Source organism: Umezawaea sp. (assembly GCF_036375055.1).
Lineage (GTDB): Bacteria > Actinomycetota > Actinomycetes > Mycobacteriales > Pseudonocardiaceae > Umezawaea.
In genome coordinates, this window is the sequence record NZ_DASUSQ010000054.1 from 33166 (window position 1) to 47219 (window position 14054).

14 protein-coding genes are annotated in these 14054 nt (G+C 72.0%); 1 reads left to right on the forward strand and 13 read right to left on the reverse strand.

Going from position 1 to position 14054, the window contains the following annotated elements; all coding sequences use genetic code 11:
- Positions 1–2 precede the first annotated feature (2 nt).
- From VFZ92_RS15580 to gntD, 8 genes are all read right to left on the reverse strand, one after another.
- Positions 3–215, reverse strand: a complete 213-nt coding sequence (locus VFZ92_RS15580) for an MbtH family protein (protein WP_330876636.1) — start codon at positions 213–215, stop codon at positions 3–5.
- 26 nt (positions 216–241) lie between these two features.
- Entirely contained in the window at positions 242–1762 is a 1521-nt protein-coding gene (locus VFZ92_RS15585) for a glycosyltransferase family 39 protein (RefSeq protein WP_330876637.1), read from the reverse strand.
- Positions 1759–2568: an enduracididine biosynthesis enzyme MppR gene (gene mppR / locus VFZ92_RS15590; protein WP_330876638.1), complete on the reverse strand. Its 810-nt coding sequence runs from the start codon at positions 2566–2568 to the stop codon at positions 1759–1761. Before mppR ends, VFZ92_RS15585 begins: the two co-directional genes overlap by 4 nt.
- Before the next feature lie 3 nt (positions 2569–2571).
- Positions 2572–3774, reverse strand: a complete 1203-nt coding sequence (locus VFZ92_RS15595; protein WP_330876639.1) for an aminotransferase class I/II-fold pyridoxal phosphate-dependent enzyme — start codon at positions 3772–3774, stop codon at positions 2572–2574.
- The gene (gene mppP, locus VFZ92_RS15600; RefSeq protein WP_330876640.1) at positions 3774–4943 is read right to left on the reverse strand and encodes an enduracididine biosynthesis enzyme MppP; all 1170 of its coding nucleotides are present in this window, start codon (positions 4941–4943) and stop codon (positions 3774–3776) included. The genes VFZ92_RS15595 and mppP overlap by 1 nt, the downstream gene beginning before the upstream one ends.
- Before the next feature lie 139 nt (positions 4944–5082).
- Positions 5083–5589: a flavin reductase family protein gene (locus VFZ92_RS15605; protein ID WP_330876641.1), complete on the reverse strand. Its 507-nt coding sequence runs from the start codon at positions 5587–5589 to the stop codon at positions 5083–5085.
- Between the two features lie 11 nt (positions 5590–5600).
- A complete protein-coding gene (locus VFZ92_RS15610) occupies positions 5601–7184 on the reverse strand; it encodes a tryptophan halogenase family protein (RefSeq protein ID WP_330876642.1) in 1584 nt (527 codons plus the stop codon).
- 39 nt (positions 7185–7223) lie between these two features.
- Positions 7224–8249 carry a guanitoxin biosynthesis L-enduracididine beta-hydroxylase GntD gene (gntD, locus tag VFZ92_RS15615; protein WP_330876643.1) on the reverse strand — a complete coding sequence of 342 codons (1026 nt, stop codon included), beginning with the start codon at positions 8247–8249 and terminating at the stop codon, positions 7224–7226.
- Positions 8250–8471: 222 nt separating this feature from the next.
- Here gntD and VFZ92_RS15620 point away from each other — a divergent pair, with 222 nt between their 5' ends.
- Entirely contained in the window at positions 8472–8648 is a 177-nt protein-coding gene (locus VFZ92_RS15620; protein WP_330876644.1) for a hypothetical protein, read from the forward strand.
- Between the two features lie 84 nt (positions 8649–8732).
- Here the strand turns inward: VFZ92_RS15620 and VFZ92_RS15625 are convergent, their stop codons facing one another.
- The 5 genes from VFZ92_RS15625 to VFZ92_RS15645 all read right to left on the reverse strand — a co-directional run bounded on the left by VFZ92_RS15625 (position 8733) and on the right by VFZ92_RS15645 (position 14038).
- Entirely contained in the window at positions 8733–9611 is an 879-nt protein-coding gene (locus VFZ92_RS15625; RefSeq protein WP_330876645.1) for a winged helix-turn-helix domain-containing protein, read from the reverse strand.
- A 435-nt stretch (positions 9612–10046) separates the two neighbouring features.
- Positions 10047–11129, reverse strand: coding sequence for an ABC transporter permease (locus VFZ92_RS15630; RefSeq protein WP_330876646.1), 1083 nt, complete (start codon positions 11127–11129; stop codon positions 10047–10049).
- A complete protein-coding gene (locus VFZ92_RS15635; protein ID WP_330876647.1) occupies positions 11129–12010 on the reverse strand; it encodes an ABC transporter ATP-binding protein in 882 nt (293 codons plus the stop codon). Before VFZ92_RS15635 ends, VFZ92_RS15630 begins: the two co-directional genes overlap by 1 nt.
- A gap of 76 nt (positions 12011–12086) precedes the next feature.
- Positions 12087–12749 (reverse strand): response regulator transcription factor, encoded by a 663-nt coding sequence (locus VFZ92_RS15640; RefSeq protein WP_330876648.1) that lies wholly within the window; start codon positions 12747–12749, stop codon positions 12087–12089.
- Entirely contained in the window at positions 12746–14038 is a 1293-nt protein-coding gene (locus VFZ92_RS15645; protein WP_330876649.1) for a sensor histidine kinase, read from the reverse strand. The genes VFZ92_RS15640 and VFZ92_RS15645 overlap by 4 nt, the downstream gene beginning before the upstream one ends.
- Between the last annotated feature and the right edge of the window lie 16 nt (positions 14039–14054).

Sequence of the window (14054 nt, forward strand, 5' to 3'; positions counted from 1 at the left end):
CGTCACTCTCCCATCGCGCGGACGAGGCTCGTGGGGCGCATGTCCCGCCAGTTCTGCTCGACGTGGTCCAGCGCGGCCTGGCGCGTGGTCGCGGGCAGCGCCACCGCCCACCCCGCGGGGACGTCGGCGAACGACGGCCACAGCGAGTGCTGGCCCTCGCCGTTCACCAGCACCAGGAACGTGCCGTCCTCGTCGTCGAACGGGTTCGTGCTCATCCGGGTCTCCTCGGATCGTTGGGGTGTCAGAAGGTTCCGAGCCAGCGCAGTCGCGGCCAGGTGGCCGACCACGGCTCGCGGAGGCCCCGGCAGACCAGGATCTCCTTGCCCTGCTCGGGTTGCGGCAGGTCGAAGGTGAACGTGCCGCGGGACTCGCAGGAGCCGAACAGGGCGCTGAACGCGGCCCGGTCGACGCCGAACGCGATCACGACGGTCTTGTCGTCGGTCGGCGTGCCGAAGTCGGCGTAGGAGTTCTGTCCGCTGTAGGCGCGCGGGAGCCCGCGTTCGGGTCCGTAGCGGTCGATCGCCCCGGCCTCGCTGTAGTTGTGGCCGTAGACGATCGCGGCGGCCCGGTCCGCGGGCGGCAGCGAGCGGTGGACGTCGGCGACCTGGTCGGCCACCCTCGGCCACCCGGTCTGCTCCAGCTGGCCCGCTCCCAGCGCGCCCAGCACGTCGTCGCCCGCGTAGGACTCGACCGGGAGGACCGGGAGCACGACGACCGCCGCGAACGCCGCGTTGCCGACGACGGCCAGCGCGACCAGCGTCCGCTTGACGCCGCCGCTCGCCCACGTCGTGACGACCACGCAGCCCGCCGAGAGCAGGACCACCAGCAGTCCCGCGGTGTAGCGGGCGTACCCTCCGACCGCGGCGACGACCACGAACACCACCAGGTGCGTCCAGGCGAGCACCCGGTAGGTCCGCCACGCGGGGCGGCGCACCAGCGCCACCAGCCCGACGACCCACACCGGGGTGAGCAGCGGTCCGACCATCAGGACCTGCCCGACGAGCAGGTTGACCGCCGCGCCCACGCCCGGCTGCTCGGAGAGGCTCCCGGCCATCGCGAGCTGCGGCCACCCGTTCAGCCCCTGCCAGACCAGGCCGGGCAGGTTCAGCACCAGCGCGAGCCCGGCGCCCAGTGCCAGGTGGGGGCTGGCGAACACCTTGCGGGGGCCGCCGACCAGCAGTCCGGCGGCCAGCCCGAGCACCAGCAGGACGACCAGGTACTTGGCCAGCATCCCGACGCCGACGACCGCGCCGATCGCGATCCACAGCCGCTGGTCCCCGGTGCGCAGCAGGCGGACGACCAGCCAGCACACCGCCACCCACACGAGGTGGTCGACGGCCGTCGGGTGCAGGACGTGGCCCGCGGCGACCGTGGCGAGCGAGGCCGCCGACGCGCAGGCGGCCAGCACCTGCGCGACCGCGCCGCCGCCGAACTCCCGCGCGATGAGCCCGGCGACGAGCACCGAGGCCCCCGCCAGCAGCGCGGGCACCACCCGGATCGCGGTCAGCCCGTCGCCGAACAGCAGCACCTGGAGCTTGGCCAGCACCGCGACCAGCGGCGGCTGGTCGACGTACCCCCACGCCAGGTGCTCACCCGCGACCCGGAAGTACAGCTCGTCCAGGTAGTAGCCGTAGCCGCCCGCGAACACCAGCAGCACGGCCGCGAACGCGCCGCTCACGGCCAGCAGCGGGGCCCACCGCACGTCCGGGACCGAGGAGTCCGCCGCGGGCTCGACCGACGCGCCCGTGGTCGTGGTGCTCACGCCGCACCGCCGAGCGCCTTGCCGCTGTGCAGCGTCTCGGCGTAGGCGAACACGTGCCCGGCGCCGACCTCCACCGGCGCCAGCGACGCCAGGTCGTCGCCCACGTCGGCGGCGAAGGTCAGCTCGGCGTCGCCCGTCCACACCTCGCCGAACTCCACGTCGGTCACCACGGAGCTGACGAGCTGCTCCGTCGGCGGCTCCTCCGGGATCCAGCGGGGGAACACCCGCGTGTGCACCAGCGGAACGGTGTGCAGGAACGGCGGCTCGGCCGCGCGCTCGCGCACCGAGACCGCGGCGGCGGCGACCCGCCTGCCGTGCACCGACAGCGTCCCGTCGTAGCGGCCGGGTGCCGAGGGGCGGGGCCCGGCCGAGCCGACGCCCATCGGCCACGTCTGGTGGATCTCGCCGAGCTGCTTGGGCATCCCCTGCACCCAGCCGCGCACCATCGGCACCGCGCTGTCCACCCAGGCGTACGGGCAGCGGGCCAGCGCGACGCCGTCGTGCTCGCAGCCGAGCAGGACCAGGAACTCGGTGAACTGGGACCGCCGGGGGTCGGTCAGCTCCGCCCCGTCGAGCGAGCACCACTGCCAGCGGGCGAACACCGCGGCGGCGGCGCCGGGGTCGGCGCCGGGGGTGAGGCCGGGCGGCAGGAACCGGGCCGCGGCCTCCGGGTCGACGCGGTAGTCGACCATCACCACCTCGCCGGAGAAGTGCCAGGGCGGTGGCGTGATCATCGAGGACTGCCCGGACGGCGACAGCGGCAGGCTGTACCCGTGCGGCGCGGTGGTCGGGGTGGCGGTCGACACGGGTCAGCTCCTGATCGACTGGTGGGCGGGGACCGGCAGCGCCGCGGCGAACCGCGAGACCGCGGTCGTGATGGACGACGGCGGGTTGAGGCTGTAGGCGAGGCGGACCGCGTTGGGGGCGCTGCCGAAGCGGGAGCCCGCCGCGACCCGGACGTCCGCGCGCCCGGCCGCCGCCAGCAGTGCGGGCTCGGCGTCGCCGGGGAACGCGAGCCACGCGAAGAAGCCGCCGCGCGGTGGCTCGAACTCGACGCGGTCGCCGAGGTGCGTCCTGACCGCCGTGACGAGCGCGTCCCGCCTGGCCCGGAGCGCGGTGCGCAGCCAGGTGAGGTGGCGGTCGTACTCGCCGCCCCTGATCAGCCCCTCGACCGCGAGGGACGTCACGTGGTTCGCCGAGCCGCCGCTGACGAGCAGGCCCCGGCTCGCGAACCGGTCGACCACGGCCGGGTCGGCGACCAGCCAGCCGAGCCGCAGCCCCGGACCGATCGTCTTGGAGAACGTGCCGAGCCGGATCACCCCCCGGTACCCGGCCAGGCCGCCCATCGACGGCGGCAGCGGGCCGCCGTCGAGGTCCAGCTCGGCGTAGGCGTCGTCCTCGACGACCAGCACGCCGAACTCGGCCGCCACCGCGAGCAGCTCCCGCCGCCGGTCCGTGCCGACGAGCCTGCCGGTGGGGTTGTGGAAGGTCGGGGTCAGGTAGGTGAACCCCGGTTCCCGGCCCGCCGCCAGCTCGCGGCGGATCGCGTCGCGCAGCGCCTGCGGGTCCATGCCCAGCGAGTCCGACGGCACCTCGCACGTCCGCAGGCCGTGGTCGGTGAAGATCCGCCTGCCGAAGTCGTAGGAGGTCTCGTCCACGAACACCGCCCGCCCCGCGACCGCCTCGGTCGTGGCGATCAGGTGCAGCGCGTACGACGTGCCCGCCGTGACCAGCACCCGGTCGGGGCCGCACGGGACGCCGTCGGCGGCGCTCACGCGTTCCGCCAGCACCTCCCGCAGCGGCAGCGCGCCCGCGTTGTTGCCGTAGGCGAGGGCCGCGGCGCCGTACTCCGCGAGCCCCCGCGCGTAGCCGTCCCGGAGCAGGTCGACCGGCAGGAGGCCGGGCTCCAGGTAGCCGGGGCCGAGGTCGAGCACCCCCGGCGGCGACACGGCCTGCACCACGTCGGCGTGCCAGAACCACTCGTGCGACGAAGGACCCGCTCGCTCGGACATCAGTCGCCCATCAGCACGGAGCGCAGCGCACGGGTCGCCACGTCCACCGACGCGGGCGAGCGGGACAGGGCGATCCGCAGCATCCGGTCGCCCTCGGACGGGTCGGCCCAGTGGAACCGCCCGCACGGCAGCAGGTAGACGTTGTGCTCGCGCAGCGCGGCCCACACGTCCATCGCGGACCGGTCGCCCAGGTGGATCCGCTCGACGCTGACCCTGCTGTCCGGGTCGACGAACGTCAGGCCGGGGACGTCGTGGAGGTTGGCCCGCACCAGCGCCCGGTTGGTCGCGATGAACTCGTGCAGGTCGCGGAGCCCGCCGTCGGCCGCGTCCTCCGACAGCCGCTTCACCATCAGCATCACCAGCGGCGAGACGCCGAGCAGGATGTCCGAGTACACCTTCGCGAGCGGGAGGCCCACGTTCGCGGAGCGCACCAGCCAGCCGATCTTCAGCTCCAGCGTGGGCCACAGCTTCCCGGTGTCCTCGATGACCACCCAGCGGCACCCGCTGGCCTCCAGCACCTCGTAGTGGTCGTACTGGCCCGCCTCGTCGAACCCGCGGAAGCAGGTGTCCAGCGCCAGCACCACCCCGTGCTCGGCGCACTGCTCGGCCAGCCGCACCAGCCGCTCCCGCGAGAGCACCCGACCGGTCGGGTTGTTCGGCGTGGTCACGAAGATCGCGCCCACCGACCCCAGCAGCTCGGCGGGCACGTCGCCGCCGTGCAGGACGTCCTCCTCCAGCGGGACGAGCCGCAGCCCCACCCCGCGCAGGATGTCCGGGATGTTGTCGAAGGTCGGGTGGACCAGCGCGATGGCGTCGGCCTCGGTGACCAACGCCCTGGCGAAGATCTCCATCGCGACCGACGACGAGTAGCAGGCGAGCACCCGGCCGTCCGCTCCGGGGTAGGAGTGCTGGCCCAGCAGGTGGAAGAAGGCGCGGTGCGACTCCCGCTCGATCTCCTCGACCGGCCGCACCACCGCCTCGGCCCACAGCCGCGGCAGTTCGCCGACCATCTTGCCCTGCCCCGGCGTCAGCTCCTGCCGGGCGTGGCCGTCCGACAGGTTGAAGTCGCTGTTGAGCGCCAGGTATTCGAGCTGGGTCAGGTTGCCGTCGATCCGGCTGTCGTCGGCGGTCTCGGTGGAGACGGCCTCGTTGACGGGCACAACGTTCACAAGCACCTCACGGGCGAGTAGTGGTCATCCAGTGCTTGGAGCCCTGGCCGGCCTCGGCTGAGGCCGTTGTCCCCCTGGGCTCACCGGTGGTCGGGATGACCTCCGGGATCAGCTGGTGGAACGGGTGGTGCGGGGCGGGTCAGCGGTCGGGCCGCCACGACGAGTACCGGCGGAACCCGTAGAGCAGCGGGGCCCGGTCGTCGCCGGGCAGGTGCCGGACGTCCAGCACCTGCCCGAAGAGGACGACGTGGTCGCCGACGCCGACCGTGCCGGTGACCCGGCAGTCGGCCACGGCGTGCGCGTCCGCGACCAGGTGCGGGTTCGCACCGCGCGGCGACCGCGTCCACTCGACCCGGTCGAACCGGTCCGGAGCGCCGGACGCGAACAGCTCGGCGGTGCCGCGAGCCGCCTCGTGCAGCAGGTTCACCGCGAACGACGCGGTCCGCACCGCCGCCCGCAGGGTGGGGCTCTCGTCCCTGAGGCAGACGAGCAGGGTGGGCGGGTCGACGGCGACGCCGCACACGGTGGAGCAGGTGAGCCCCCACGGGGTCCCGTCGGTGTCGGTGGCCGTGACGACGGCCACCCCGGCGGGGAGCGTGGCCATGAGCGACCGGAACAGGTCCGGTCCGGCGTGCGGTGCCGTCACCTGTTCCGCGGTCACGACCGGTGGCCCGCTGTCGCGTCCGTCGGGAGCCCGTGCAGGTGCGCGAAGTACTCGTACTGCGACGGGAGGTTCTCGACCAGGTGAGCCGCGGTGTCGCGCACGGCGGACAGCTCCTTGGCCGCCGCGATGCCGTCGAAGTGCGCCAGCGCCGACGGCGCCCGCAGCGGGATGCCGCCGAGACCGAGCAGCATCGCGTTGTAAGAGTAGGACTCGAAGCCGTGGTAGTGCGGGAAGATGGAGTCCGAGTCCGGCAGCTTCACCTGCCACTGCTCGATCCGCTCGCGCAGGGCGTCGGGCACCTTCCGGGTCTTGGTGTCCTTCCAGTACTGGTTGTCCTGACGCGGCGAGGCGTAGTAGTGCAGGACGAGGAACTCCCGCACGCCGTCCATCACGTTGGCGACCTGGCGGTTGTACGCGCCGCGCAGGCGGTCGTCCCAGTCGTCGTCCGGGAAGTGCTTCACCAGCTGCTCCACGGCGTTCTGGATGAAGAAGATGCCGGTCGACTCCAGCGGCTCGACGAACCCGCTCGACAGGCCGACGGCGACGCAGTTCTTCACCCACGACCTGTCGCTGCGGCCGATCCTCATCCTGATGTGGTTGGCCTCCAGGTCCTCCGCCTCGGGGCCGACGAACTCGCGCAGCGTGCGCTCGGCCTCCTCGGCGTCGCAGTAGTCGCTCGCGTAGACGTACCCGGTGCCGATCCGGCCGAACAGCGGGATGGTCCAGATCCAGCCCGCGTCGCGCGCGGTGGCGGTCGTGCACGGCCGGATCCCGCGCTCCCGCATGTCGACCGGCACCCGCAGCGCGACGGCGCTGTCGTTGGGGAGGCTGTCCTGGTAGGACGTGAACGGCACCTCCATCGCCTTGTTGATGAGCAGCCCTCGGAAGCCGGTGCAGTCGATGAACAGGTCGCCGTGCACCTCGCCCCGCTCCTTGGTGACGACGTGGCTGATCCAGCCCCGCTCGTCCAGCACGACGTCGACGACGTCGTCCAGCACGTGCTCGACACCGCGGTCGGTGGAGAACTTCGTGAGGTAGCGCGCCAGCAGGGCCGCGTCGAAGTGGTAGGCGTACGGGAACTGGGTGTCCTGCTCGGACAGCGTCGTGCGGAACGAGCCGGTGGCTCGGGACTCGCTGAAGTCCTGCTCGAAGAGCCTGCCCGACAGGTAGCGGGGCGAGCGCTTGGCGTCGCACAGCGAGGCGATGACGAAGCAGTCCTCGTCGAACCGCTCGCCCGGCCCCTGCTGGAGCCACCAGTCGGTGAGCGGGAAGCCGTCGACCACGCGCAGCCGCTCGAAGGGGTGGTAGAAGTGGGTGTTGTCACCGCGCCAGTTCTCGAAGCGGATGGCGAGCTTGTACGTGGCCTGGCACTCGGGCATCCACTGCCGCTCCTCCAGGCCGAGGTAGTCGAAGAAGTGCCGGACGGTGCTGAAGGTGGCCTCGCCGACGCCGATGGTGGGGACGTTCTTCGACTCGACGACGGTGACGTCGACCCGGTCGCCGAACGCCGCTCGGAGGTACGAGGCCGTCATCCATCCCGCGGTGCCACCGCCGACGACGACTACAGAGTTGACCATTGTGGACTCCAGTTCCTACGGTCGAGAGCCGGTGGGTTTTCAGTAGATGACGCGGGACGACGCGGACGGCCGGGAGCCGCGCGACTTGCGCAGGTCCCTGGCGACGTTCAACCGGCGCAGCCAGCGGTCGGTGCCGTCGTGCCTGGCCGTGAAGGGCTTGCGGCCGTGGACCATGCGGTAGTTGTCGACGAACACGGCGTCACCGGGCCGCAGGACGACCTCCTTCATGGCCACGTCGATGGCCGCGCCGATCACGTCGAGCGCCCGCTGCTCCTCCGGTCCCTGCACACCCCGCATGAAGTGCGGGTCGAGGCGCAGGTACGGGGCGTCGGGGTCGCCGAACAGCACGGCGACCGGTTCGGGCTCCGCCAGCGCGCGCTCGACCCCGGCGCGGCTGCGCGCCTTGAGGTCGGCGACCTTCGGGTCGTGCTCGACGCCGTCGTGCTCGCCGCCGCGGTGCGAGTGGTCGGGCAGGATGCGGAACCGCTTCTCCGACAGGACTTCCGCGGTGCGCTCGTCGATCCGGACGTCGGCGACGTCCGCCATCGTGGTGCTGACGCCCTCGTGGTTGCGCAGGCACACCAGGCCGAGGTAGTCGGTCCTCAGTGGATGGTAGGCGTCCTCGGTGTGCCACACGAGGAGTTCCTCGCTGCCCGAACCGATCTGCTCCTTCTCGTGGCCCTTGATGGGGAACACGTCGTGCATGATGTAGCCGTCCTGCTGCGTCGCCCAGCCGATCGGCTCGCCCAGCAGGCAGGACAGCAGGTAGAAGGCGATGTCCACGCGGATCGTCGGCGACGGGACGGGCTTGTTCGCCCAGTGCTCCGGCGTCGGCCCGACCTCCGCGTCGTCCACCGGGAGCCCGGACACCAGCAGCGCGCCGTGCGCCTCGGACAACCGGTAGTCGTTGAACACCAAGCGGATCCGGCGCGGCAGCTCGTCGGAGTGGACCTTGGCCTCGCGCTGGAACTCCGCCGACTCGACCGTGTCGTAGCGCGCGGCCAGACCGTCGACGACCTCGTCGATGCGGGAGATCTCCTCGTTGCTCAGGTGCAGTTCCAGCAAGGCGACGTCCTCCTCCTGTGTGCGGCGACACCGTCGCGTTCACCGCCTCGCGGCCCTGGTGTCCTTGCGGTGCAACGAAATACTGCAAGAGGTCGACCGATCGCTCCAGGTCTTTGAACCGGGGGCAAAACAGCGTTGTCGCGCGTCGCCCCCGAGGATCAACGCAAGATCATCCTGAAGGAGGACTTCCGGCTACGCGAGAGATCGGTACAGTCACTCGGCGTGACAGCGTCTCCCGATGACGAACCCGGCAGCGAAGTCCCCGCGGCACGGCGGGACCGCGTCGCCGAACTGGAGGCCGAGGTGGAGAGACTGCGCGAGGCGAACGAGATCCTGACCAGGGTGGTCCAGTTCCTCGCGGTGACCGACCTGATGACCCTGTGGGACGAGCAGAACTAGCGCCCCCGAACGCGCGGAAGGGCAGGCGGGAGCACCCGCCTGCCCTTCACCGAACCACCGCGCGGCACGACGCGCCGGCAGAACTCACACGGGCACCGCGCCCGCCTGGCTGACCGACCTCGACCCGACGGCCAGACCGGTCCGCCGGAGCAGCGCGATCCCCAGGGGGGTCAGCGTGTGCATCACCGTGTTGCGGTTGCGCGCGGACCTGATCAGCCCCGCCTCCCGCAGCACGGTCGCGTGCTTGCTGGCCCCCGCTATCGAGATCCCCAGCCGCTGCGCCAGTTCACTCGTGCTGCAACTGTCGTCCAGCACCTGGAGGGCCGCGGCCCGCGTGTGCCCGACCAGAGCGCCCAACGCCTGTCCACCCGCTTCATCCGGATCGTCCACATCGGACACGGAGTCCGCGTTCGCGTTCGTCGAGAAGGCGAGGATCGGGGCGTCCGACCCGCCCCGGTCGATGAACAGGCACGTCTTCGGCGCGAGGAACAGGGCCGGGCTCAGCAGCAGACCGCGGTCGTCGAGGTGCACGTCCCGGTCGTCGTCCCCCGGCACGTGCAGCACCGGCGAATCCCACCGCAGGGTGGGGTGCAGCGTGCCGAACAGCCCGTCCATGCCACCGGAGATCGCGATGCGACCCCGGTCGTCGCGCTCCGCGCGCAGGTGCTTGAGAGCCTGGTCCCAGTACGGGACCACAGCGGCGTTGCCGAACTCGAACACCGCTTCGGCCACCTGGCGCTGCCAGGGCTCGGCGGGCTCCTGACCCGATTCGGAGTCAGACCTCCCGACCAGCCACAACAACTCCGACAGGGGTTTTCGTCGGAACGTCATGCGCTCGATACCGCCCAGCCTGCCACCGAGGCGCACCCGAACCCTGGTGCGCCACGTGCTGAAACCACCTCCCGGCCGGTTGAACAGGTCGAGCGCGAACACGCTCTCGGCGACCACCCCCAGACCGGTCACCATCTTGACGCGAGCTAGATCTTCAACGCTGAAGTGGATCCTCGGCACCTTGTCCCCCAGGACAATCTCGTGCAAAAGCCTTCCCAAACCCCAGTTCAGGCGGAAAGCCAGGTTAGGCCCAGACGAAACCCGCCGTCAACTCTGGTCAAGCCCCTAAAACGGGTGTATCCATGCCAGTTGACGGCAACCTGGTGGGCCTCTCCACCAGCGCTGATGCCGGACCGCCCCGACGGCATCCCGCCAACGGCCTACGCGGGAGTTCGGCCGAACAGCCGAGCACCCGTCCGCCCCGTGTTTTCCCGCCGCCACAAAAGTGCGGGCAACCGGGTCGAATCGCACCCGGCGTGGGCACCGACCGGTTCGGCTTCCCGCACAACGACGGAGCGGGCGACCTCGACGAGGTCGCCCGCTCCGCCCTGGATCGACGCGGTGCGGTCAGTCCGCCCGGCTCCACGCCTTCGCCAACCCCACCCTGCCCCCGGTCTGCAACAGCGACCCCGAGTACACCCGGCTGGCGCCCAGCACGATCAGCACCGCTGACGCGGCCAGCACGCCCATCGACACCAGCGCCTCCCACACGGCCGCGTCCCCGGTGAACAGCCGCACCGGCATCGCGACGGCCGCCGAGAACGGCACGAACGACAGCACCTGCATCACCACGACGTTGTCGGAGAAGAACTGCACCCCGAAGTACGGCCCCATCACCAGGATCATGGCCAACCCCATCGTCGACCCGAGGTCCTCCTGGCGGGAGACCAGCGCGCCCGCGACCGCCCACATGGCCGCCAGCAGCACGAACCCGAGGCACAGGAACGGCACGAACCACCCCAGCGCGGGCGCGACCACCGCCAGCAGCTCCCCCTGGTCCGCGAGCCGCAACGCGATGGGCGCGGCCAGCGCGAGCACCACGACCTGGCCCATCGTCAACAGGACGTGCCCCAGGATCTTCCCCGCGAGCAGCGACCGGATGGGCACCGTGGAGACCAGGATCTCGACGATCCGGGTCTGCTTCTCCGTGACGGTGCTCTGCGCGATGGCCGCGCCGCCCATCCCGAACAGCAGGAAGAACAGGGCGAAGACCAGGATCACCAGCCTCTGCGCACCGGGGCTCACGGCCGAGGCGTCGAGCAGGTCGACCGGCGGCGCCGCCACCAGCGCGCTGATCACGTCGTCCGGCGCGTCGTTGAGCGCGACGACCCGCACGCCGATGGCCGATTCCCCGGTCGTGTCGGGCACGACGGCGGCCTCGACCTCGTCGGCCCGCACCAGCGCCTCGGCGGCGGCCAGGTCGGGGACGACCCGGACCCGGAGGTCCTTGCCGTCCACGGCGGACGCGGCCGACCCCACGGCGGCCACCTCCGGGTCCTCCCCGCCGAACACCGTGGGCAGCACGATCAGCGCGAACAGGCCCGCGACCGTCACCACGAACCCGATCCAGAACCCCTTGGTGCGCACCAGGACGTTCATCTCCCGCTCGGCCACCAACCACGTGGCCGACGCGAACGAGGTCCGGCTCATCAGATCACTTCCTTGAAGATCTCGTCCAACGTGGGCACCACCGGGCTGAACGCGCGCACCGCGCCGCGCCGCAGCGCGTCGGCCAGCACCGCCTGCTCCTCGTCCGGCGCGGAGACCTCGAACACCGCGCGCGGCCCGTCCAGCTCGACGATCCGCACGCCGGGGCTGTCCCGGACCCACCCCGCGTCCGTCGCGACGACCAGCTCGAACCGCGAGGTGCCGTGCTGGGCGCGCAGCTCCTCCCGCGACCCGCTCGCGGCGATCCTCCCCCGCGAGATGATGACCACGTCGTCGCACAGCTGCTCCACCACGGCGAGCTGGTGGCTGGAGAACAGCACCGGCACCCCGCCGGAGGCCCGCTTCCGCAAGACGTCGAGGACGATGTCCACGGCGATCGGGTCCAGCCCGGAGAACGGCTCGTCGAGGACCAGCACGGCCGGGTCGTGCACCAGCGCGGCGGCGATCTGCACGCGCTGCTGGTTGCCCAGCGACAGCGCCTCCAGCTTGTCCCCGGCGCGGTCGGTCAGCTCCAGGTCGGCCAGCAGCCGGTCGGTGTTCTCGCGCGCGGTGGCGCGGTCCAGCCCGTGCAGCCTCCCGAGCCAGGCGATCTGCTCGGCGACCTTCATCTTCGGGTACAGGCCGCGCTCCTCGGGCATGTACCCGAACATCGGGCGCTGCTCGGCGGTGAGCGGGCTGCCGTTCCAGCTCACGGTGCCGCCGTGCGCCGCGAGCACCCCGAGGATGATCCGCATCATCGTCGTCTTGCCGGACCCGTTGGCCCCCAGGAACCCGGTCATCCGTCCAGGACGGACGTCGAAGGACACCTCGTCGAGCACCCGGTTGTCACCGAAGCTCCGACTGATCGAGGTCATTGTCAACATGCCGGGAACGCTAATCGGCGGAGATCGTCACCGCGTCCTGCGCGCGACCCACCCCCTGGTCCTCCGCGCGACCCCCTCAGGCGCCGCCGGGGGCGACGACGCCGTTCTCGTAGGCGAACACCACGGCGTGCGTGCGGTCGCGCAGCCCGAGCTTCGCGAGCACCCGCGACACGTGGGTCTTCACCGTGGTCTCCCCCAGGTGCAGGGTCCGCGCGATCTCGGTGTTGCTGGCGCCGCGGGCCAGTTCGACCAGCACCTCGAACTCCCGGTCGGTCAGCTCGGGCGGCCGGGTCTGGGTGGTCGCGACGGGGGTGTTGAACCGGGCGATCACCCGCCGCGTGACCTCGGGCGACAGCAGTGCGTCGCCGCGGGCGACCACCCGCACCGACTCCACCAGGTCCTCCGGCGAGGCGTTCTTCAGCAGGAACCCGCTCGCCCCGGCCCGCAGCGCCTCGAACAGGTAGTCCTCGCGGTCGAACGTCGTCAGGATCACGACCTTCACCGCGCTCGACGACGGCCGCGCCCCGAGGATCCGCCGGGTCGCCTCCAGCCCGTCGACCTTCGGCATCTGGACGTCCATCAGCACCACGTCCGGCCGCACCCGCTCGACCAGCTCCACGGCCTGCTCGCCGTCGCCCGCCTCGCCGACGACCTCGATGTCCGGCTCCGTCCCGAGGATGACCCGGAACCCCGCTCGCACGAGGTCCTGGTCGTCCGCGAGCACCACTCGCAGGGTCACGCCCCACCGTCCTTCCCGGACTCGTCGACCGCACCGGTGGGCAGGCTGGCCCGCACCAGGTACCCCGAGCCGCGGCGCGGCCCCGCCTCGAACTCGCCGCCGTGCACCGCGACCCGCTCCTTCATCCCCACGAGCCCGAACCCGCCGCCGTCGCGCGTGGACCGACCGCGGCCGTCGTCGGTGACCTCGACCTCCAGCGCGTGGTCGAGGTAGCGCACGCGCACGTCGACCGCCGTCGCGGCGGCGTGCTTGACCACGTTGGTGAGCGCCTCCTGCACGACCCGGTACGCCGACAGCGCCACACCGGGCGGCACCGGCCGCGGTTCGCCGTAGGTCCCCAGGTCCACGGCGAGGCCCGCCGACCGGGCGTTCGCCACCAGGTCGGGCACCTCCTCCAGGCCGGGCGCCGCGGTGACGGCGGTGTCGGCGCCCGCGTCGGCGCGCAGCACCCCCAGCAGCCCGCGCAGCTCGCCGATCGACGTGCGCGCGGTCTGCTCCACCGTCTCCAGCGCGGTGCGGGCCAGGTCGCGGTCGGTGTCGAGCACCCGGCGCGCGGCCCCCGCCTGGATGCCCATCACCGACACGTGGTGGGCGACGACGTCGTGCAGGTCTCGGGCGATCCGCATCCGCTCGGCCACGATGGCGCCCCGCGTGTTCTGCTCCTGCGACAGCCGCAGCTGCTCGGTCCGGAACTCCAGCTCGGCGAGCCTGCGCGCCGACAGCCACGTCAGCTCGCCGAAGAAGTACGCGGACAGGAAGTACATGAGGTTGAAGCTGAGGCCGTAGAGCACCCAGGCGAGCACCGGGTCCAGCGGGCCCGCGGCGCCCTCGAACTCCCGCCTCGGCCCGGCCAGGAAGCCGCTGAGCGCGAGGCCGAGCCAGGCGAACATCACCACGATCACGCCGACCCGCGCGTAGGTCGCCGCCCGGTGGTTCGGCTGCCACCCGCCCGCGGTGAAGATCGCGAGGAACAGCACGACCGACGGGATGAGGTTGTCGCCGACCTGCCGCGACTGGGCGGCGATGAACAGCACGCTCACCACGAGCAGGACGGCCACCGGGTACCGCCGCCGCACCACGAGCGGCGCGCTGAGGGCGACGCTCCACAGGAGCTGCTCGGCCAGGTGCGGTGCCTCGCCGAACGCGAACGCGCCCATGCTGTTGATCAGCACCGTCAACGCCATCGAGGACACCGCCACGGCCAGCGCGACCCAGACGTCCTGCCGCCGCTGCTCCGGTGTGGGCAGCGGGCGCCGCCACTCGCTCCAGACCGGTTCCGTCGTCCCCATGCGGGTCAAGATAGCC